We start from the raw sequence: 20190 nt of genomic DNA, 5'->3' as shown, positions 1-20190 counted from the left end.
CTCTGCCTGTCGTTCCTTCCTGGTAACGACCGTCTACAAGAAGTGTCACACCCCACATCGCGATGATAAGCAACAGCCTGGCTGACTCGGGCGCGAACACCCAGTACGAGCGCGCGGTAGTCCAAGCCATGCGCGCCGCCGGAATCACCGAGAACGATCTCGTCGTCTACCCCGGGTTCAGCCAAGGCGGAATCGCCGGTGCCGCGCTGGTCTCCGACCCCACGACTCCAGGGAAGCCAATGGGGCTCGTCGTAGCTGGCTCCCCCGTCGACACCTTCCACATCCCCGCCGACGTACCTGTCCTCGAGTACCAGCACCTCACAGACCCTGTCGCACACGCGGACCTCATGGGCGGCGGCAGCGCTGAGGACAAGCACGTGGTGCACGCCATGGCACCGAACGGCGAACTGTTCGCCGCTGCGCACAACAGCGAGCTCTATGCCGAGACCGCACGGAACTACGACGACGAGCTCGCCGAGAGGTACTCTCACTTCCTCGGCACGGTCGTCGAACAGCAGCAGTACACATGGACGGAGCAGCCGGAGTGAGACGAAGGATACGCATCGCATTCGCCCTGGCCGCCGCGTCCTGCATGCTCGTCGCGTGCGGATCACCCGCCGGCGACCCTCCCACCGAAGCCGAGTCCACGGTGCCGGCGGCACTCGAAGGCGCCGATCTGGGCATCCTCGAGGCGGCCGCCAGCTTCTCGCTTGACGGGTTCACGTACAACTTCCGGGTCACCTTGCACCTTGACCGTGACGCCATCAGCTCCGACGAGCTACGGCAGATCCTCCAGATCATCATCGACACGACAGGCGAAGACGCCGACATAACCCACCTCAGACTGACGGCGGCAGACGGAACGCAACCGGACACCGTCGACCCCGAGCATCTCGTCGACCTGCAGGGCCCCGCTCAGGAGCTGGGTTTCGCGGAATCCGTGTCGCGTGGCAACACCGGGATCTCCATCGCTTGGGAAGAGGTCGCCGACTTCGTCCAGGAATGACCGAGCCATCGAGCCGCGAGATATCCATCGGCTCGAGCCCATAAACGAGGGCTTCTCCACCGTGATGTGAGCCTCCAGAACATCCTGTTGAAGGTCTACGACGGCGGGGCACTGTCAGTGCGACTTTCCGACTTCGGCCTGGTGAAGGTGCCGGATTCGGAGATGACCCGGACCGGTACGGACCTGAAGGGGGTGTTCCGCGACCCGACGCTCGGAAGCTTCAAGGATTACGCGCTCACAAACGAGATCTACGCCATCGGCTGCGTGCTCTCCTACCTATTCACGGGCCGCAAAGGCCTTGGCGTCGCCACAGGTGACGTTGCCCGCATCATCGAGCGGTGCACGACCACGCGCGTTTCGGAGCGCTACTCGACGACTCGCGATATACACGCGGCGGTCGAGCGCCTCTAGAGTGGCGCGCTGGGATCGCAACATCCGGCGGCGTGGGGAAACCGTGGGCGACAGAACGCTCCCGCCAGGCGGCGCGCCGCCATACTGCGAGCCCGATCGCCACCAGGACTACGGCACCGATTGCCACGCCGAGAGCGATCGCTGGCACGATCACGCTCAGCAGCGCGGCGCACCAGCAGGCCACCACGACAACGACTATGCGCAGATCCCGCGGCGCTGCGCCTGCAGGCATCTGCTCGGCGTTCAAGGCGCACGCGGCCCTGAGCTCGCTGGCAGGATCTGAGTATGGACACACTACCCAACGCGGCTGAATTGGGGCATCGACTTCGTACCACCGTGTTGCGGGATTTCCAGCGGCTAGAGCCATCAGACTTCAAAGCGCCATCGGGTGCAGTCACCAGGACCGACATCGGACGCGAGGAGTGCCCGATCCCGGCAGTGATGGGGTTCGCCCTCCAGCTCGCGGGGCTAGAGCGTTTTGGCCCGGAGGAGAAGGTCGCGTGGTGGGTTCCGTTCGTGCGTGAAGGGGTGCGCTACGAGGTCGCACACCAGAAGTTCGGCTTGAGGCTGCGCATCGCCAGCGACGGCCTGAGTGAAGCCGAGGTCGACTCGCGCCTCATGTTGACGAAGAAGAAGCTCATCTCGGCGACGAAGGTGGTGGAGAAGGGCATCAACAAGGTCACCGATCAGCTGGTCGACTCCGGCGACGCAACAGTGGTCAATCAGCACAACCGGCTGCAACGGGCGTACGACTACTTCCGCGACCGTGCACTCAACCCGACGATCGTGGAGGACGAACGCACGCTGATTGAGCCAGGAGGCGAACTCCACATCTCCGGCTGGACGTTCAGGAGCGGTGCTGCCGTGATGCAAGTCAACGCGACGCACGACGTGGTCGCAGCGATAAGCGCCTTCCTGAGCCGGCTCGAGCACGACCTCGTCCTTGCGTTGCCGTTCGCGGGATTCGACCCAGCGAAGGACCATCTCCTCGACTTCATCGGTCAGCGGTGGGGACTCAAGTACGAACGCGTCTTCGGGAAGACTGGTCAAGCAAAGGTCTACCTCGACAAGCTGATCGACGTGGTCGAACGCTGGCGGAACACCTACACGCACGGTGGCTTCGAGAAGGGGAACGAGACGACCGTGTACGCGCACGTACCGGGCGTCGGCGCGTTGCCCATCGGGCTGAGCTCGATGCGTGAGCGATCGTTCCTTTCGCTACCGAATGCGAGCGACGTGACGATCCGGGACGTGTTCGCGCTCTTCGATGAGTTCGACGAGTGGTTCGTAACCGCCGCTCCGCAAGCGAGCGCGTGGATCCAGTCGGGGCTGAGCGTGCGTTTCGATGCGGCCTTCCGCAGTCTTGTTCACTCGCTCGCGGACGACCCAGATGGGCTCCAGCGCTACATCGACTACGTGTCGTACGAGGAGGACAGGGCGGTCAATATGGACTTCTAGCTCGGGGCCAGGCCACCGCGAGTCGTTGAAACCGATGCATGCGAGAGGCGCCAGACGCCCGAACGGGTGACCCCTCGGCGCTCAAGAGGACAGCAGGCTATTCGGCCGGGACGCGAACGGACGGCGTTTCGGCGAGATTCCGGGGTTTGGGGAGGCCCAGTTCGATCAAACCGATCACCTCGCCCAACTCACCCCGGCTTGCAATAGTCTCTCCCGAGACGGCCGTGAGGTGCGACAGCGAGGATGCCTTCATCGCCGCGTCCAGGTCGTCGGAGACGGCGCGCGTGTCGCCCACGGCGATGCCCGGCAGCAGCTGGCCGCCGCCTCCCGGGAGCTGGGCGGCTCTCTCGACGAACGCGTCGCGCAGCCACGCGGCCGCGCCGAGCACGTGCGGCGGATCGCGCACCGGCTCGGCGGTGCGGGGGAAGATCACGAGCGCCTCGGCCGAGCCCGCCTCGCCCGCCTCCGCCCCGCCGCGCACGTCGACGACGGAGCCGAGGTCCAGCCGGTCCGCCGCGGGCGAAGCCCGGTCGATCGCGACGCGGACGGGCACGACGGCCGGCGCCCGACCGTCGACCCCATCGAGCGTCTGCGCGACGCCGCCGAACCACACGCGCGCGCCGTGGGGCTCGACCTTGGTGGTGATCTCCACGCGGGCGCGCACCTCGCCCGTGGCGGAGATATCGACCGCGTCCGCCCGCGCCGGCGCGAGAACCGCGACGTGGGCGGCCGCTCCCCCGGCGGTCGCCAGGGCGACGGCCGCGAGGATGAGCGCCGTGCACCGCACCGGCAGGCGGACCGCCAGCGCGACGAGAGCGCCCGCGGCAATCAGTCCCGCCACGGCAAGCACCCAGGCCACCCCCGGCATCATCACCGCGCCGAACGCGCCCGCCCACGCGGCCGCTGCCGCGGGGATCAGGCGCAGGTCCGCGCGCCGCGACCCGCCGCTCACACCGTCACCAGGTCGCGCAGCGCGGCAAGGGTCTTCTCACCGATCCCCTCGACCGCCATCAGGTCGTCCACGGACGCGAACGGCCCGTTCTCCTCGCGCCACGCGATGATCCGCTCGGCGATCGCCGGCCCGATGCGCGGCAGGGTGTCGAGGGCGGCGGCGTCGGCCGTGTTGACGTTGATCTTGCCACCGGCCGCACTCCCGGTTCCTGCGGCACCCGGGGGAACCGGCGCGCCGTCGCCCGTGGGCTGCTCGGGCGCCGCGAGCTGATCGCGGGTCGGCACGGCCAGCTGCTCACCGTCCGAGAGCGGGCGCGCGAGATTGACGCCCTCGATCGCCGCGTCGTCGGTCGCCCCGCCCGCGGCGGCGATCGCGTCCACCACCCGCGCATCCGCCGGCAGCACGTACAGCCCCGGGGCGTTCACGGCCCCGAACACGTGCACGTACAGCTCCCCCGTCGCCACGGTCGCGCCGGGCGTGGGCGCGACCTGTGCCTCGTCGATGCGCTCCACGGGCGCGGCGGCCCCGCGCCACACCGCGAACCCGATCGCGACGGCCGCCACGGCGAGCACGAGGACGATCGCCGCGCCGATGCCCAGCCGTGCCCGCGGCGGGGCGCGGTACGCATCGAGATCGTCCATGCCGCGACGCTATGCGCGCGGCGCCGCCGCCGTCCTGCGATCCACAGTCCCGCTCGCCGCCGGTGTGCGAATCCGCCGCTGTGAGCGAACCGGGCGCCGCCTTACTTGACGACGAGGCTGACGATCTTCGGTGCGCGGACGATCGCCTTCACGATCTGGCCGTCGCCCACGGCGCGCTGCACGCGCTCGTCGGCGCGCGCCAGCTGCTCGAGCGACTCCGTGTCGATCTTCGCCGGCACCTGCAGCTGCGCGCGCACCTTGCCGTTCACCTGCACGACCGCCGTCACCTGCTCCTCCACGAGCAGCGCCGGGTCGGCGGCGCGCCACGGCACGAGACCGATCGAGGGCTCGTAGCCCAGGCGCTGCCACATCTCCTCCGCGGTGTGCGGGGCGAACAGATCCAGGATCATCGCGGTCGCCTCGGTGGCCTCGCGCACGGCCGGGTCGCCCGCGCCCGCTCCGGAGTCGATCGTCTTGCGGATCGCGTTGACGAGCTCCATGAGGCGCGCGACGACCACGTTGAACTTCGTCTGCTCCACGAGCGAGGGCGCGTCGGCCAGCAGGCGGTGCGTCGCGCGGCGCAGCACCTGGTCACCCTCCGCCCACACGACGTCGGTGTCGCTCGAGACCTCGTCGGCGATGCGCAGCGCGCGCGCCAGGAACTTCTGGGCGCCCGTCGTGGAGACGTCCTTCCAGTCCTTGTCGTCCTCCACCGGGCCGGCGAACGCCAGCGCCACGCGCAGCGCGTCGGCGCCGTGCTGGGCCAGCTCGTCGCTGAAGAGCACGAGGTTGCCCTTCGACTTCGACATCTTCGCGCCGTCCAGGATCACCATGCCCTGGTTGATGAGGCTCGAGAACGGCTCGGTGAAGTCCACCAGGCCGAGGTCGAACAGCACCTTCGTGATGAAGCGCGCGTACAGCAGGTGCAGGATCGCGTGCTCGACGCCGCCGACGTACGTGTCGACGGGCGCCCAGCGCCGCGCGTCCTTCGGGTCGAAGGCCACCGCGTCGTTCCCCGGGGTGAGGAAGCGCAGGAAGTACCACGAGCTGTCGACGAACGTGTCCATCGTGTCCGGATCGCGCAGCGCGGGCTCGCCGGTCTCGGGATCGGTCGTCTCCACCCAGCCGGCCGCCGCGCCCAGCGGCGAGGAGCCCTTGGGCTTCAGGTCGATGTCCTTCGCCTCGGGCAGTCGCACGGGCAGCTGGTCCTCGGGGACGGGGACGATGCGGCCGTCCTGCGTGTGGATCATGGGGATCGGCGTGCCCCAGAAGCGCTGGCGCGAGATGAGCCAGTCGCGCAGCCGGTACTGCTTGGCGGCGCGGCCGGTGCCGGCGGCCTGCAGCTGCTCGATGACCCGCGCGATCGCGTTGCGCTTGCTGAGGCCGTCGAGCGGACCGGAGTTGATCATCCGGCCGTCGCCCGTCAGCGCCTCGCCCGTCTCGACGGGGCTGGGCAGCGGCACGTCGATCGGCACGCCGTCCTCGTCCACCTCGATCACGGGGATCGCGCCCGTGATCGGCGCGGTCGTGTCGACGACCACCTTGACCGGCAGGTCGTACGTGCGCGCGAAGTCCAGGTCGCGCTGGTCGTGCGCGGGCACGGCCATGACCGCGCCGTGGCCATAGTCGGCCAGCACGTAGTCGGCGGCCCAGATGGGCAGCCGCTCGCCCGTGAGCGGGTGGATCGCGTAACGCTCGAGGAACACGCCCGTCTTCTCGCGGTCGGCCGACTGGCGCTCGATGTCGGTCTGCTTCTGCGTCTGCTCCAGGTAGTCCTGGAAGCGCATGCGCACCTCGGCCGGCGCGCCGGCCACCAGCTCGGCCGCGAGGTCGCTGTCCGGGGCGACCACCATGAACGTGGCGCCGTAGAGCGTGTCGGGCCGCGTCGAGAACACCGTGACCTTCTCGTCACGACCCTCGATCGCGAAGTCGATGTCGGCGCCGACGGAGCGGCCGATCCAGTTGCGCTGCATCTGCAGCACCTTGTGCGGCCAGAACCCCTCGAGCTGGTTCAGGTCGTCGAGCAGCCGGTCGGCGTAGTCGGTGATCTTGAAGTACCACTGCGTGAGCTTCTTCTTCACCACGGTCGCGCCGCAGCGCTCGCACGCGCCGTCGACGACCTGCTCGTTCGCGAGCACCGTCTGGTCGTTGGGGCACCAGTTGACGGGGCTCTCCTTGCGGTACGCCAGCCCGCGCTCGTGCAACTGCTGGAACAGCCACTGGTTCCACCGGTAGTACTCGGGGTCGCTCGTGTGCAGCACGCGCGACCAGTCGAACGAGACGCCGTAGGTCTTCAGGCTCTCGCGCTGCTGCGCGATGTTGTCGTACGTCCACTCCCGCGGGTCGGCGCCGCGCTGGATCGCCGCGTTCTCGGCGGGCAGGCCGAACGAGTCCCAGCCGATGGGGTTGAGCACGTTGTAGCCGCGGTGCCGCCAGAACCGCGCCACGATGTCGCTGTAGAGGTAGTTCTCGGCGTGACCCATGTGCAGGTCGCCCGACGGGTACGGGAACATCGCCAGCACGTACTTGCGGGGGCGCGCGTCGTCGTCGCCGCCCGCGAGGAACGTGCCGTTCTCCGCCCAGTACGCCTGCCACTTCGCCTGGATGGCGTGCGGGTCGTGAGCGGTTTCGGTGACGGAGGTCTGCGACACGTTGCGAAAGGCCAATCGGATCGGTTCGGGAGCGGACGCCCGATGCGCGTGCACGCGCGGAATCACGGGAGTTTCCAGGTTACTCCACCATTTCGGGCGGCTTTCCCGAGCGTTTCGCACGACCGCCTCTCCTAGGCTGAGCGGGTGGGCTGGCTGAACGACGCGCTGAGCGCCATCCTCGACGCCGTGCAGGGCGTCGACCCCGTGCTGCGGACCCTCCTGGCCGGGCTCGCGATCGCGCTCGAGACGAGCGTGCTCGTCGGCCTCATCGTGCCGGGCGACACGGTCGTGATCGTCGCCGCGACCGGCGTCGCCGACGTGCCGCAGGCCATACTGCTCGGCGTCGCGGTGATCCTGGGCGCCCTGCTCGGCGAGACCGTCGGCTACGCGCTGGGGCGGTGGCTCGGCCCGCGGATCCGGCACTCGTGGCTGGGAAGGCGGATCGGCGAGCGCAACTGGGAGCGCTCGGAGCGCTACCTGCGCCGCCGCGGCGGCCTGGCCATCTTCCTGTCGCGCTTCCTGCCCGTGCTGCACTCGCTCGTGCCGCTCACCGTCGGCATGAGCGGCTACCCGTACCGCCGGTTCCTCGCTTGGACGCTGCCGGCGTGCACCCTGTGGACCGCGATCTACATCTCCATCGCCGCGGCCGCTGCCGGCTCGTATCGGGATCTGGCCGACCGCGCGCACTGGGCCGGGTACGTCTTCGTTGGCGTGATCGCGGTGTTCCTGCTCGTGGCCTGGCTCGTGAAGCACCTGCTGCAGCGCGCCGAGCGGCGCCACATGGACGAGGATCACGCGGCCGACGCGGCAGAGGGCGACGCGCCCGTCGCGTGAGCGCGCAGCCGGGCCCGCGCCGGTCGCCCGCGCATGAAAGACTGGGCGCGATGCCCGATCCGCAGACCCGCGACAAGATCCATTGGATCGCGAAGCTCGAGGGACGATTCCACGGCTGGCGCGAACGCCTCGCGCGACGCCGCGGCCGTCGTCCCTCCATCGTGCCCTTCGCGGGATACGGGGGTGACGGCTGGGTGCGCGTGCTCGGCCGGGTGCTCATCGTGCCGCCCCGCAAGGACACGCCCTCCGGCGAGCCGGCGAGCGTGCGCGGCTGGCGCGCGTTCCTGGGGATCCCGGTGGGGTACGCGCCCGTCACGATCACGGTCGGTGGACGCACCCACGAGGTCGTCGCCGACCGCGGCGGCGTCGTCGACACCGTCATCGACGCGGATCTGGCGCCCGGGTGGCAGACGCTGCATCTCTCGGTCGAGGGCGGCGAGTCGGTCGAGGCCCGCGTGTTCGTGGTCGCACCCGAGGTGGGCTTCGGCGTCGTGTGCGACGTCGACGACACCGTCATGGTCACCGCGCTGCCGCGCCCGCTGCTGGCGGCCTGGAACTCGTTCGTGCTCGACGAGCACGCGCGCCAGCCCGTGCCCGGCATGGCCGTGCTGCTCGAGCGTCTCGCGCGCTCGCACCCCGGCGCGCCCGTCATCTACCTGTCGACGGGCGCCTGGAACGTCGCACCCACGCTCACGCGCTTCCTCGAGCGGCACCTGTTCCCCTCGGGGTCCATGCTGCTCACGGACTGGGGCCCCACCCACGACCGCTGGTTCCGCAGCGGCAAGGATCACAAGCTCACGAACCTGCGCCGGCTCGCCGAGGAGTTCCCGCGCGTGGAGTGGCTGCTCATCGGCGACGACGGGCAGCACGACGACGAGATCTACACGACGTTCACGCGCGAGTACCCCTCCTCCGTCGCCGGCGTGGCGATCCGGCGCCTCTCCCCCGCCCAGGCGGTGCTGGCCGGCGGCCGCACGGCGGTGGACGACCACACCGCCGCGGGGGTGCCCTGGGTGACGGAGGACGACGGCGCGGGCCTGGCCGACCGGCTCGAGGCCGTCGGCCTGCTCCCCGAGGGCTGAGCCGATCCGCCTCCTCCCTGTGGAGCGGCGGGAGGATCGGGAGCGGCGGGCGGGGATAATCGGAGGATGACCGTGCCTGCCGACGCCCGCGCCCACATCGACGACCTCGCCGCCTTCGTCGCGGCGTCGCCCTCGTCCTACCACGCGGCCGCCGAGGCGGCCCGCCGCCTCACGGCCTCGGGCTTCACGGCGCTGGACGAGGCCGCGGCGTGGGAGATCGCGCCCGGCGGTCGCTACGTCGTGGTGCGCGACGGATCGGTCATCGCGTTCGCGGTGCCGGAGGGCGCCGGCGCGCTCACGCCCTTCGCGATCGTCGGTGCGCACACCGACTCCCCCGGGTTCAAGCTGAAGCCGAAGCCCACGGTGATCGGGCCCGGCGGCTGGTGGCAGCTCGGCTGGGAGGTGTACGGCGGGCCACTGCTGAACTCGTGGCTCGACCGCGAGCTCGAGCTCGCGGGCCGGCTCGTCACGCTCGACGGCACCGAGCACCTCGTGCGCACCGGGCCGCTGCTGCGCATCCCCCAGCTGGCCATCCACCTCGACCGCGGCGTGAACAGCGGGCTCGAGCTCGACAAGCAGCGCCACACGGCGCCCGTGTGGGGGCTGGGCGACGCCGAGAGCGCCGACATCCTCGCCGCCCTCGCGGCCGAGGCCGGCGTGGCGGTCGACGAGATCGGCGGCTACGACATCGTCGCCGCCGACACGCAGGAGCCGCGCGTCTTCGGCGCCGGGAGCGAGCTGTTCGCCTCCGGCCGCCTCGACAACCTGCTCTCGACGCACGCCGCGCTCGTCGCCATCCGCGACGCCCGGCCGGCCGACGCGATCGCGATGTTCGCGGCCTTCGACCATGAGGAGATCGGCAGCGCCTCGCGCTCCGGCGCCGCCGGGCCGTTCCTCGAGGAGACCCTGCGCCGCATCGGCGCCGCCCTGGGCGCGGGCGCCGACGACCAGGCGCGCGCGTTCGCCGCGTCGCTGCACGTCTCCAGCGACGTCGGGCACTCGGTCCACCCCAACTACGCCGACAAGCACGATCCGGAGAACCGGCCCGTGGCCGGCGGCGGCCCCATCCTCAAGATCAATGCCAACCAGCGCTACGCCACCGACGCGCACGGCGCCGCGGCGTGGATGGCGGCGTGCGCCGCGGCGGGCGTGCCCTCACAGGAGTTCGTCTCGAACAACACCGTGCCGTGCGGATCGACGATCGGCCCGATCTCGGCGACGCGGATCGGCATCCGCACGGTCGACGTGGGCGCGCCGATCCTGTCGATGCACTCCGCCCGCGAGCTCACCGCCGTCGTCGACCCCTGGTACCTCTCCCGCGCGATGGGCGCGATCCTCGCCCGCTGATCCCATGACCGCCCCCGCCCTTCCCGCCCCGCCCGCCGTCGCGATCCGCCTGGAGCGCGACGAGTGGTGCGAGCGGGAGGCCGCGCACGAGGCCCGCGCCGACGCGCTCACGGCCGCGCATCGCGCCCGCGCGGCGCGTGGCGAGAAGCACCCCGTGTGGGACTTCCTGTTCACCTACTACGCGTACAAGCCCGCGCTGCTGCGCCGGTGGCATCCCGGCGCGGGCGTCGAGCTGGCCGGCGCGGCCGACACAGCCCGCGCCGGATGGCGCTGGTACCGCTCGGGATCGACGCCCGACGCCGTCGTGCCCGACGCGGCGGCGTTCGCGGCCGAGAAGCCGCACCTGGCGGCGCTCATCGAGCGGATCCTGCGCGCCACGGCGGCGCGGCCGGGCCGGTTCGGCTGCTTCGGCCTGCACGAGTGGGCCATGGTCTACCGGCAGCGCGAGCACCGGCATCCCCAGCCCCTGCGGCTCGGGCAGGACGGCACCGACCGGGTCGTCGAGACGCACGAGCTGCGCTGCACGCACATCGACGCGTTCCGCTTCTTCACGCCCGAGGCGGCCCCGCGCAACGCCCTGACGCCCACGCGCGAGACCCAGACGGCGCTCGAGCAGCCCGGGTGCCTGCACGCGGGCATGGACGTGTACAAGTGGGCGGTCAAGCTCGGCCCGCTCGTGCCGGGCGAGCTGCTGCTCGACGCCTTCGAGCTCGCGCGCGACATCCGCCTGCTCGACATGGAGGCCGCGCCGTACGACCTGCGCGAGTGGGGCGTCGAGCCGGTGCGCATCGAGACGCCCGAGGGCAAGGCGGAGTACGTGCGGCGCCAGCGGGCCTTCGCGGATCGCGCGAACGACCTGCGGGCGCGGATCCTGCGCGCCTGGCTCAGTTCGTGACGACCGAGGAAGCCGCGAGACGGCTGGGCGTCTCCACGCGCCGCGTCGTCGACATGCTCACGAGCAAGCAACTCGCAGGGCAGAAGGTGCATCGCAGCTGGCTCGTGTCCGCTGCGGCCATCGACGAGCGTGAGCGACTGCAGCACAGCCACGGCCGGCCGGTGAAGGCGGCCACCGCGCGCGCGGTGATCGGCGCGCTGTCCGAACGCACCGCGCTTCCGGTGCGGCAGCAGGCGATCGTGCGACACCGCGCGGCCGAGCAGCTCGCCGCGGCGCTGGGCCGCTCGGTGAGAGTCGAGCGGTTCGCGACCCGAAGCCCCGAGCTCGCAACGGAGCATCTGCACTTCACGGGAGAGAACGCGCTCGCGCAGATCGTCGACCACGCTGGCGACGCTCTCGCCGGGCAGGCTTGGCAGATGCACGGGTACCTGAAGGGCATGGCCTACGAGGAGCTCGTCGACCACGCCATGCTCGTGCGCGACGACGAGAACCCGGCGTGAGGCCGCGGCGGCGAGGAGCGCTCATCACGGCCTCACGCAGCCGAGCGTGCTATTGCTTACGGCGTGCGCGGGCGCGAACCACCCAGAGAGTTGCGGCTCCCACAGCGGCGAGGAGGAAGACACCGGCGGCGATCACTAGGACAATCGCGCCCTCAGCTGCCGTGTCAGCCGCGGGCGCAGCCGTGTCGCTCTTGATGGGTTCGGAGTTCGGCGTCATCGTCTCCTCGTCCTCAGCTGTCACTGTCGGTTCCGGCGTCGGCTCGGCGCCCGGCTGTACGCGCGTCTCCTCGTTGCGGCAGGCGGGCTGGTCCCAGCCGAGCGCGGGCTCGGCGTCAGCCGCGGGCGCGTATTGGAAGTCGTACGACTCTGAGATGGGGTGTCCGTCGCTGGAGACCGCGTTCCAGACGATCGTGTACGTGCCGGCTTCGCCGAGGGCGACCGGGGTGGTGAGAATGTTGAGGTCGATGGTCGAGCAGGATGTCTCGTAGTAGAGACCGTCGGGCCCCTGAACCTGCGCATAGCTGGTCTGCTCGAAGTCGATCAGCTCGCCGCTGAAAGTGAGCGTGACCGCGTCGAGGGCCGTGACGGTCTCTCCCGCGGCAGGGCTCGAGTCGAGCAGATTGTCGTGAGCTGCAGCGGGCGAGGACGCCAGCAGAGTGGCCGCTGCTGCGGCCACGAGGGCGAGCGACGCGCGCCGGGTAGTACGTGTGAATGTCTGTGACATGGTTCTGGATCTTTCTGTGGGCGCACGGGAGCATCCTCCCGGCGCGGGATGAGAGGGGGAGGTCACGCCCGGACGGGCGGACCTCGCCTCCTTGCTCCTCCGAGAGTTTCCACGTGCCGCGCCAGATCCAGGGTGTGGAAGCGTGTGCGCAGTCGCTGCACGCGCGCCGCTTCGAGGAACATGGCGAACCGCCGTGCACGGCGCCCCGTGACGATACCCAGCAGCATGAGCAGCAGCCGTTCGCCGAATGCGAGCACCAGGGTGGTCACAACGGCTGCTACGACATGAGAGAACCACATCCGCGTATCCATGTGAGCCGACACGCTCAGCGGCGCGTCCGGCATCGTCATGGCCGCCCCATGCATTACGTGTCCGGCCGGTGTGGGAACCTGGCTGGTGACGGTATCCCACCCTGTGGAGAGCATGAGGTGGAACAACGCCTGACTTGCGGTCACTGCTGCCGCCAATCGCGGCAACGACAGGCGCCGCCCGACGAGCACGGTCGCGATCGGCACGGCGAACGCGGCCGCCGCCGAGATACTCATCAGCGGGGCGGCATGGCCTTGTGCGGCACCATGAAAGGTCGCCGCCAGCAGCGTCGAGACTAGCGCGGCCGCGAGACCGCGGACCACGCGCGCGCTCCGGTGCTGGCGGGGGACGCTCACCCCTGGAGTGTACGCAGGTGTCACACTCGTCCTCTCGGATGGAGGATCACGACGGCGGCGAGGATCGGGATCGCCCCGAGTGCGGCGATCACGCCCGCCACACGTTGGTCACCCATCGGCTCAAGACCCCAGACGCGTCCCATGGCGCCGAACCAGTCGGCGATCATGAGCCCCGGCTGCAGGAGCACCCAGGCGCCGAGTGCGAGCGGTGTCAGGATGGCGAGCCCGGCGACCACGCTCCGCATCGCCCGCGGCAGCGTCGACGAGCGCAGCGACCGAATCAGGAGCACTCCGCTCGCGAGCGTCAGCACCACGCGCAGCTCGTGCGCGAGCGGGTCGGCCAGCGCCCAGCGCAGCGCTCCGGTGGCCGAGGTGCCCCACAGGATCAGGACGAACAGACCGACGCCTGCGAGCGGATGACCGAGCATTCGCGCGACGGTCGATCGTGTGAACGCATGAATCCACTCGCGGCAACCGCGACTGTCGTCGGTGCGAATCAGGATCGCGTCGTCCGCGAGACGCAAGGGGGCACCGAGGACGAGCAGCAGAGGGACGACGGTTGCAAGCAACAGGCGGCCGAGCATGTCGATGCTGTGGAGGTAGTCGGCGTAGGCGGCGATCGGCCCGCCTGTCACCCACATGAGCAGCAGCAGGCCACCCAGCCATGCCCCTGTGCGCCAGGAGGCCCAGTCCTCACCGCGCCCGCGCAGCCGCCGGACTCCGGCAACATAGAAGAACGCCGCGAAGCCGGCGACGACGGCCCAGAGGAGGTCGAGGTCCCAGGTCGTGAGCCAGCGGCTCAGGGTCAGCTCGGGCGGGAGGGGCGCTTCGGTGAGGATCTCGGCCGCCGTGGTCAGTGCTGGTGCCGTGGCATCGGCAGGAGACGGCGTGCGCGCCAGTGCGGCGGCGGCACCGCTGGCCAACCCCATGACGGCGAACTCGATCAGAACGAACACCCAGAACACGCCGGTTCCGGTCGCGCTTCTGGCTATGAACCGCCGCCGATGTGCCGCCCCGATGGCGCCGAGCAGCACCAGTGCCCCGACCTTTATCGCGAGTACGGCCCCGTAGGCGCTAAGCAGGTCACGCCACCCACTGAGCGAGGTCATGGTGCGGGCGATGCCGGACACGGTCACGACGATGAACGCGACGAGCGCCAGCGTCGAATACCGTTCCACGAGCACCCGCAGGCGGTGCTCCCGGAGGATTGGGCGCAGAAATACCAATGTGAGAAGCCCGCCGAGCCACACGGATGCCCCGACGACGTGCAGTACGAGAGCCATCACCGCGGCATCGTGGTTGGCGAGGCTGCCGGAGTGCCCCTGAGTGGCCATCGGCACCAGTGTCGCGACCGAAAGGACGCCGGTCAGCAAGGTCGCCGCCCACCCCCGCACCGCGAACGCGAGCATGGTGATGGTTGCCGCGGCGATCGTGGTGATCAGCCAGACCCGTCCGAGTTCGGTTTCGGTGAGGAACCGGCCCAGCTGCTGACCGAACTCCGCCTCGATTGAGAGCTGCGGATTGAACGACGACAGGAACGTCAGAAACCCGGTGATTCCGCTCGCCACGGTCAGCACGGCCGCGCCGATCGATGCCGTATCCAGCGCCGTGTCGAACTCGCGTTCGCCGGCCCGCAGCCCGAACAGCGCGAGCACGAGAGCGCCGACCATCGCCGCGGCAGCGAGGTTGACGAGCAGCTTCGCCGCCGGCAGTCCCCACCTTACGAGCGCACCCGGGTCGCTGGTCAGGCGCGGTGAGGCACCCCCGCCGATGACCAGGGCGACGACGACTGCGAGCATTGCTGCCAGGAGCAGGATCGCCGGTCCTGCAAGACGCAGGCTCTGGGGCTTCACGGAGCGTCCTCCCCTTGTGGTGTGTCGCTGTCCGGAGCGGTGCACGCTCCCGTCGTGGGAAGTTGCTGGACGGCTCCGGCGAGGGCACCGAGCACCTGGTCGGCTGAGATGACGGTGGTGTCGACGTAGGCCTGCGCGGCGGGCTGGCGGCCGTAAGTGGTCAGCCGCAGGTTCGGCGTGTCGGTCTCGTCGACGATCCAGTCGACGCCGCCGATGGTGACGCACTGAAGAGTGGTCGGCGCGGGAGGTTCGAGTCCGCAGCTGAACACCACCGCGGTCGGGTCACCCCATGCGGCGGTCGCCTGTGCATCGGTCCAGCGACGCGGCAAGTCGTCGATGGTGTCCGGTACGCGCACCGACACGTCGGCGCAGCGTGGGTCGTTCGCACTTGCCGCGGGCTGCACCGTGACAGTGGCGGCGCAACCGGCCAAGGCGACCGACAGCGTGAACGCCGCGCCGAGGGTACTGAGTCGTCGGATCATGAGGCTATCCATTCGCGGTCGCGGCGGGCAAGCACCGCCGGAAGGCGGGAATCAGTGGGAGCAGGAGCAGCGTTGCGACGCTGCCCGCGGCGGCGACGCCGGTGATCCAGGGGCCGAGCAGCATGCCGGCGGTGACCCCGGTGTGCAGCGGCACGGTCGTGATGCGCGCCGCAGCCTCGGCGGCCGGGACCTCATCGATAACGCGCCCGTCGGCCCCGATGACCTGGCTGGTACCGGTCGTGGAGACGTTGACGACGGTCCGTCCGGTCTCGATCGCGCGCATCCGCGCGATGGCGAGCTGCTGGAGGTTCTCATCGGTGCCGCGAAAGTCGGCGTTATTCGTCTGGAACACGTACGCCTGTGCACCGCCCAACGCCCCGGCGCGGATGACGTCGTCATAGATGACGTCGAAGCAGATCGCGAGTCCGAGCGTGCGGTCGTCGAGGGTCACGACGGGTGCGTTGTTTCCCGGCGCGTACTCGCGCTGGATCAGCCCGATCAGATCGGGGGCGATCGTCTCGTAGAGCCAACGGTCGGGCACGTACTCGCCGAACGGCACGGGGTTCGCCTTGTCGTGCAGCTGCGGTGCCTTCTTCCCGGTCCACAGCAGTGAGGTGTTGTAGGTGCTGCCGTGACGGTCCGTGGCGGCGTTCACGAGCAGGGGCGCGCCGGCGCGGCGCACCGTCTCATCGAGGATCGCGGCCGTAGCGGGGGCGTTCAACGGGTCGCTGTCGACGGATCCCTCCGGCCAGACCAGCAGATCCATCGGCGCACCGAGTAGCGGCTCGGTGGCGGCCAGCTGCGCGCGGAGGATATCGCCGGCTGCGCGGTTGTCGAAGTATGCCGAGGGGCCGTTCGCCTGCACCCATCCGATCCGCAAACTGCCGGACGGCGTCGTCGGGAACGGTGGCACCAGCACGAGCGCTGCGAGCACGCCGGCGAGGGAGGCGCTCGTCCAGAGGGAGCGGAGCGCCCCGTCACGTGCCGCTTCGATCACGGCCGCGCACAGTCCGACGATCAGCAGGGACAATCCGCCGATGCCCACCCAAGACGCCAGGTCCGCGAGTGGCCCGCTTGCCTGGCTCAGTCCGATTCGCGCCCACGGGAACCCCGTGTACGGCCAGGATCCCATGGCGATCTCTCGCAGGGTCCACGCGCCGCCGACGAGAAGCGCCGTGAGCGCCCACCGACTGCGACGTGGGCACCGGTGCGCCCACCGGTACGCCAGCGCGATCGGCACCGACCCCGCCGCGAACAGCGCCGCCTGCAGCCCGGACAGCGCGACCCACGGCAGCGGCCCCAGGAACTCCGCCACCCAGACCAGATGCAGCGGGAAGAAAGCCGCACCGAACACGAGACCGACCCCGAGGGCACCGCACGCGCTGCGGCCGATCAGCGACAGGAGCGCCAGGGCAATGGCGATGAAGGCCGCCGGCCACCAGCCGACCGACGGGTACGCGAGGTCGAGGATCACCCCGCCGAGCAACGCGGCAAGCAGCGCGAAGCGGAGCGGCAGCAGCGGGCGAGCCGCCGGCGCCCGCTCAACGGGATGCGCTTTCTCAGTCGGCGATGGCGCGGTCGAGGGCATCGGTGAGGTCGGTAAGGGAGTTGAGCTCGAGCTTCTCGCCGTCGAGGAAGAACGTCGGTGTACCGGTCACGCCCATCTCCTGCCCTGCCAGGAAGTCCTCCTCCACGCGCTCCTGGGTGGCGGGATCCGCGACCGCTTGGTCGTACGCGTCCATGTCGAGACCCAGTTCCTCGGCGTACCCGCGGAACCGGTCGGCTTCCGAGCTGGAGCCCTCGCCCCACTCGATCTGCGTCTCGAACATCCGGGCGTACATCTCCTCGAACCGGCTCTGCTGAGACGCTGCTTCGACGGCGATCGCGGCGTTCATCGAATTGAAGTGGCTCGAGATCGGGAAGTACCGCACGACGTAGTTGATCTCTCCGGCGTACTGTTCACGGATCTCTTCGATATACGGGTAGAAGGCGCCGCACGCCTCGCACTCGAAGTCGAGGAACTCCACGAGCGTGGGCGCGTCTGGACCGGCGTCGTCGAGTATGTGGGAGTTGCTGCGAGTGCCGGGTAGCGCACCGTCGTCGGGTGCGACGGGCGCGGGACGGGTGACGTTCACGTAGACGATCGCGGCGAGCACCAGGGCGATGACGACGGCGATGGCGATGAGCGTCGCTTTCACCGGGGTCGACAGCCTCTTGTCGGCTGGGGTGGGCGTGGTCATGGGTTCTCCTTCGATGGGGACGGGGAGTTGGGGTCGTCGGTGACGGCGGGGAGGTGGTCGTCGCGGAGTCGGGTCACGGCCTGGGCGAGCTGGGGGTCCTCGCCCCGCGCGAGCCCGGCGTACTCCAGCCGCAGCCGCGGCGCACCTTCGCCGTCGCCCGGCTGCAACGTGGCCTTCACCCAAAGACGCCGTCGGGGTACGAGGAGGGCGGTGATGAGACCGGCGGTTGCCAGGGAGGCGAACGCGAGCACCCAGCCGGCGCCGCCGTCTCGCTGGATCTGCAGCGAGGCGAAGCGCTTGACCGAGGAGAGGGGATCGTCTGTTCCGGACACGTCCTCGAAGGTGATCGTTCCCCAGCCGTTGGGCAGGTCGGCGGTCTGTCCGGGCGTGAGCTCGATGGATTCCAGGCCGGTGTCGCCGCCGGTGACCTGCGTCATCCCGGAGGTGTCCAGCGTGTACACGGAGCGGGGCGTGCCGTCGTCGATGCCGAGACTGCCGGAGAACACGTTGAAGGTGACGACGGGGTTGACCAGGTCCGGGTACACGGACGTGTATGCGCCGGTCGGAAGCGTCCCCTGGGTCGGGTAGAAGAACCCGACCAGGCCGATCTGCTCGGGCAGCCCGTCGGGGACCTTGATGATGCCGAGGGAGGTCATCATGCCGTCCTGGGGCAGAAACGGCTGGGGCTCGCTGTAGATGACCTCGCCCGCCGCATTGCGGATCGTGATCGTCGGCGCGTACCCGTTGCCGAGCAGGTAGATGCGGTCGCCGGCGACGTCGATCGGATCGTTCACTCGCACCACGTCCCTGCGACCTTCCGGGTCACCGGGAGCGCGGATCGTCAGGCGTGCGGCGAAGTTCCCGGCCTGTCCGGCACCGGGCGCGCCCGGCAGCTCATAGGTGACATCGAACCGGTCGAGCGTCAGCGAGTACGGTTCGAGCGCGGTGTTGTCGACGAAACGGCCGGGTGTGAACGAGGAGTAGTCGCTGAGGCTGTTGACGAACGTGGAGTCCTCGACGATGACCCGCTGTCCGGTGTACGCGAAGCCACCGGTGACGAGCACAGTGACGAGCACGCCGACGAGGGAGGCGTGGAAGACGAGATTGCCCGTCTCGCGGAGGTAGCCGCGTTCGGCCGACACCGACCAGGTGCCGGCCGCGTCATAGCGCTCGGTGCGGTACCCCTGACGGCGCAGCAGTCGTTCGGCGACAGCGATCGCGGCCGGCGCCTCGACGTCGGCAACCAACCCTCGGGGCACGTGAACGTCCTCGATCAGGTGGTCCTCGAGACGTCCCAGGCGCGCCGGAGTGCGCGGTGGTCGCGAGCGCAGCGCCTTCGCGTGGTGCCGGATTCGGGGGATGATGCAGCCGACGAGCGAGACGAACAGCAGCAAGTACACCGACGAGAACCACACCGACCCGTACAGGTCGAACAGCTGGAGTGCGTCGAGCACGGGCGCGAGGTCGGGGTTATCGCGGAAGTACTGCGTGACGCCGTTCGGATTGGCCATCCGCTGCGGGAAGATCGACCCCGGTACCGCGATCAGTGCGAGCAGGAGCAGCAGCACCAGCGCCGTGCGCATGCTGGTCAGCTGCCGCCAGGCCCACCGCAGCCAGCCGGTCGCGCCGAGGGTCGGGCCTGTGATCCCGTCGTCGTCACCCCGGTCGATGTGATCGGCAGGGCGCATCGGGTCAGCTGAGACGGTGTCAGAACGGGAGGGTGACATTCACCATCACCCCCTGCAGCACGGACATGAGTCGACCCCAGGCGCCCGTGAGCATCAGCACGCCGAGCAGCACCAAGACGACGCCGCCGGCGATGTTGAACGCCCGGATGTGGCGGCGCATGAACGCGACGGAACGGGTTGCCCAGCCGAGGCCGAGCGCAAGCAGCAGGAAAGGCAGGCCCAGGCCGAGCGAGTACGCCAGGCCGAGGAGTCCTGCCCGCCACGGGTCGCCGATGTTCCACGACACCGACATGATCGCCGCAAGCGTGGGACCAATGCATGGTGTCCAGCCGATCCCGAGCGCGATGCCCAGCAGAGGCGCTCCGACAAGACCGAGGTCGCGCCCGAGACGGATCCGGACTGTGCGCTGAGCGGTGCGGAAGACGCCGATAAAGACCAGCCCCATCGCGATCACGAGCACACCGAGTACCCGGGTGAGCAGATTCGAGTGCTGCAGGAAGAACATCCCGAACATGCCACCAAGGATCGTGACGGCCATGAACACAACGGTGAACCCGCCGATGAAGAGCCCCACTCCGATGAGCAGCCGGCGCCTCGCGGTCGACCCACCCTCCTCGGGCGATACGACCGTGGATCCGAGATAGCCGAAGTAGCCGGGCACCAGCGGTAACACACATGGCGAGGCGAATGAGATGAGCCCGGCGAGCGTCGCTATCAGGACTGCCAGCCACAGCGATCCGTCGACGATGACCGCACCCATC

At 69.8% G+C, this 20190-nt stretch carries 19 protein-coding genes and 1 pseudogene; 9 read left to right on the top strand and 11 right to left on the bottom strand.

The features are described 5' to 3' along the window. The first annotated feature begins 62 nt into the window (after nt 1–62). From ACODR5_RS07455 to ACODR5_RS07440, 4 genes and pseudogenes are all read left to right on the top strand, one after another. Entirely contained in the window at nt 63–548 is a 486-nt protein-coding gene (locus tag ACODR5_RS07455; protein ID WP_488983212.1) for a hypothetical protein, read from the top strand. Beyond that, nucleotides 527–1006 (top strand): hypothetical protein, encoded by a 480-nt coding sequence (locus tag ACODR5_RS07450; RefSeq protein ID WP_460818336.1) that lies wholly within the window; start codon nt 527–529, stop codon nt 1004–1006. Before ACODR5_RS07455 ends, ACODR5_RS07450 begins: the two co-directional genes overlap by 22 nt. A 51-nt stretch (nt 1007–1057) precedes the next feature. Continuing rightward, a pseudogene (locus ACODR5_RS07445) lies at nt 1058–1417 on the top strand (protein kinase domain-containing protein); the annotation flags it as partial. Nucleotides 1418–1702: 285 nt separating this feature from the next. Next, nucleotides 1703–2875: a hypothetical protein gene (locus ACODR5_RS07440; RefSeq protein WP_488983211.1), complete on the top strand. Its 1173-nt coding sequence runs from the start codon at nt 1703–1705 to the stop codon at nt 2873–2875. Nucleotides 2876–2972: 97 nt separating this feature from the next. Here ACODR5_RS07440 and ACODR5_RS07435 read toward each other — a convergent pair whose 3' ends face one another. The 3 genes from ACODR5_RS07435 to leuS form a co-directional block, all read right to left on the bottom strand. Continuing rightward, the gene (locus ACODR5_RS07435) at nt 2973–3734 is read right to left on the bottom strand and encodes a hypothetical protein (protein WP_488983210.1); all 762 of its coding nucleotides are present in this window, start codon (nt 3732–3734) and stop codon (nt 2973–2975) included. Between the two features lie 89 nt (nt 3735–3823). Further along, nucleotides 3824–4468, bottom strand: a complete 645-nt coding sequence (locus ACODR5_RS07430; RefSeq protein WP_488983209.1) for a ComEA family DNA-binding protein — start codon at nt 4466–4468, stop codon at nt 3824–3826. Between the two features lie 101 nt (nt 4469–4569). Then, nucleotides 4570–7119, bottom strand: a complete 2550-nt coding sequence (leuS, locus tag ACODR5_RS07425; RefSeq protein WP_488983208.1) for a leucine--tRNA ligase — start codon at nt 7117–7119, stop codon at nt 4570–4572. 153 nt (nt 7120–7272) lie between these two features. On the opposite strand from leuS, the gene ACODR5_RS07420 reads away from it, so the two are divergent. From ACODR5_RS07420 to ACODR5_RS07400, 5 genes are all read left to right on the top strand, one after another. Further along, nucleotides 7273–7953 carry a DedA family protein gene (locus ACODR5_RS07420; RefSeq protein WP_460818200.1) on the top strand — a complete coding sequence of 227 codons (681 nt, stop codon included), beginning with the start codon at nt 7273–7275 and terminating at the stop codon, nt 7951–7953. 50 nt (nt 7954–8003) lie between these two features. Further along, nucleotides 8004–9035, top strand: coding sequence for an App1 family protein phosphatidate phosphatase (locus ACODR5_RS07415; RefSeq protein ID WP_488983207.1), 1032 nt, complete (start codon nt 8004–8006; stop codon nt 9033–9035). Between the two features lie 66 nt (nt 9036–9101). After that, nucleotides 9102–10382 carry a M18 family aminopeptidase gene (locus ACODR5_RS07410; protein ID WP_488983206.1) on the top strand — a complete coding sequence of 427 codons (1281 nt, stop codon included), beginning with the start codon at nt 9102–9104 and terminating at the stop codon, nt 10380–10382. 4 nt (nt 10383–10386) lie between these two features. Further along, complete coding sequence (locus ACODR5_RS07405) at nt 10387–11277, top strand: 3-methyladenine DNA glycosylase (protein WP_488983205.1); 891 nt, start codon at nt 10387–10389, stop codon at nt 11275–11277. After that, nucleotides 11274–11777: a helix-turn-helix domain-containing protein gene (locus ACODR5_RS07400; protein ID WP_488983204.1), complete on the top strand. Its 504-nt coding sequence runs from the start codon at nt 11274–11276 to the stop codon at nt 11775–11777. The genes ACODR5_RS07405 and ACODR5_RS07400 overlap by 4 nt, the downstream gene beginning before the upstream one ends. Before the next feature lie 49 nt (nt 11778–11826). On the opposite strand, the gene ACODR5_RS07395 is transcribed toward ACODR5_RS07400, so the two are convergent. The 8 genes from ACODR5_RS07395 to ACODR5_RS07360 form a co-directional block, all read right to left on the bottom strand. Further along, nucleotides 11827–12501, bottom strand: coding sequence for a copper resistance CopC family protein (locus tag ACODR5_RS07395; RefSeq protein ID WP_449853667.1), 675 nt, complete (start codon nt 12499–12501; stop codon nt 11827–11829). 62 nt (nt 12502–12563) lie between these two features. Further along, nucleotides 12564–13166: a hypothetical protein gene (locus tag ACODR5_RS07390; protein ID WP_449853668.1), complete on the bottom strand. Its 603-nt coding sequence runs from the start codon at nt 13164–13166 to the stop codon at nt 12564–12566. A gap of 20 nt (nt 13167–13186) precedes the next feature. Then, nucleotides 13187–15019 (bottom strand): bifunctional copper resistance protein CopD/cytochrome c oxidase assembly protein, encoded by a 1833-nt coding sequence (locus tag ACODR5_RS07385; protein WP_449853669.1) that lies wholly within the window; start codon nt 15017–15019, stop codon nt 13187–13189. Beyond that, nucleotides 15016–15501, bottom strand: coding sequence for a DUF3515 family protein (locus ACODR5_RS07380; protein ID WP_449853670.1), 486 nt, complete (start codon nt 15499–15501; stop codon nt 15016–15018). The genes ACODR5_RS07385 and ACODR5_RS07380 overlap by 4 nt, the downstream gene beginning before the upstream one ends. A gap of 4 nt (nt 15502–15505) precedes the next feature. After that, nucleotides 15506–16975: an apolipoprotein N-acyltransferase gene (gene lnt / locus ACODR5_RS07375; protein ID WP_488983203.1), complete on the bottom strand. Its 1470-nt coding sequence runs from the start codon at nt 16973–16975 to the stop codon at nt 15506–15508. An 85-nt stretch (nt 16976–17060) separates the two neighbouring features. Next, on the bottom strand, nt 17061–17741 hold the full coding sequence (locus ACODR5_RS07370) for a DsbA family protein (protein ID WP_449853672.1): 681 nt from the start codon (nt 17739–17741) through the stop codon (nt 17061–17063). Further along, entirely contained in the window at nt 17738–19468 is a 1731-nt protein-coding gene (gene resB, locus ACODR5_RS07365; RefSeq protein ID WP_449853673.1) for a cytochrome c biogenesis protein ResB, read from the bottom strand. The genes ACODR5_RS07370 and resB overlap by 4 nt, the downstream gene beginning before the upstream one ends. Further along, nucleotides 19449–20189: a cytochrome c biogenesis CcdA family protein gene (locus ACODR5_RS07360; RefSeq protein ID WP_488983202.1), complete on the bottom strand. Its 741-nt coding sequence runs from the start codon at nt 20187–20189 to the stop codon at nt 19449–19451. The genes resB and ACODR5_RS07360 overlap by 20 nt, the downstream gene beginning before the upstream one ends. Nucleotide 20190 lies beyond the last annotated feature (1 nt).

The organism is Microbacterium sp. FG3 (genome assembly GCF_057809335.1).
The sequence above is the reverse complement of the archived record's forward strand: the minus strand, read 5'-3'. Positions and strand labels throughout refer to the sequence as shown.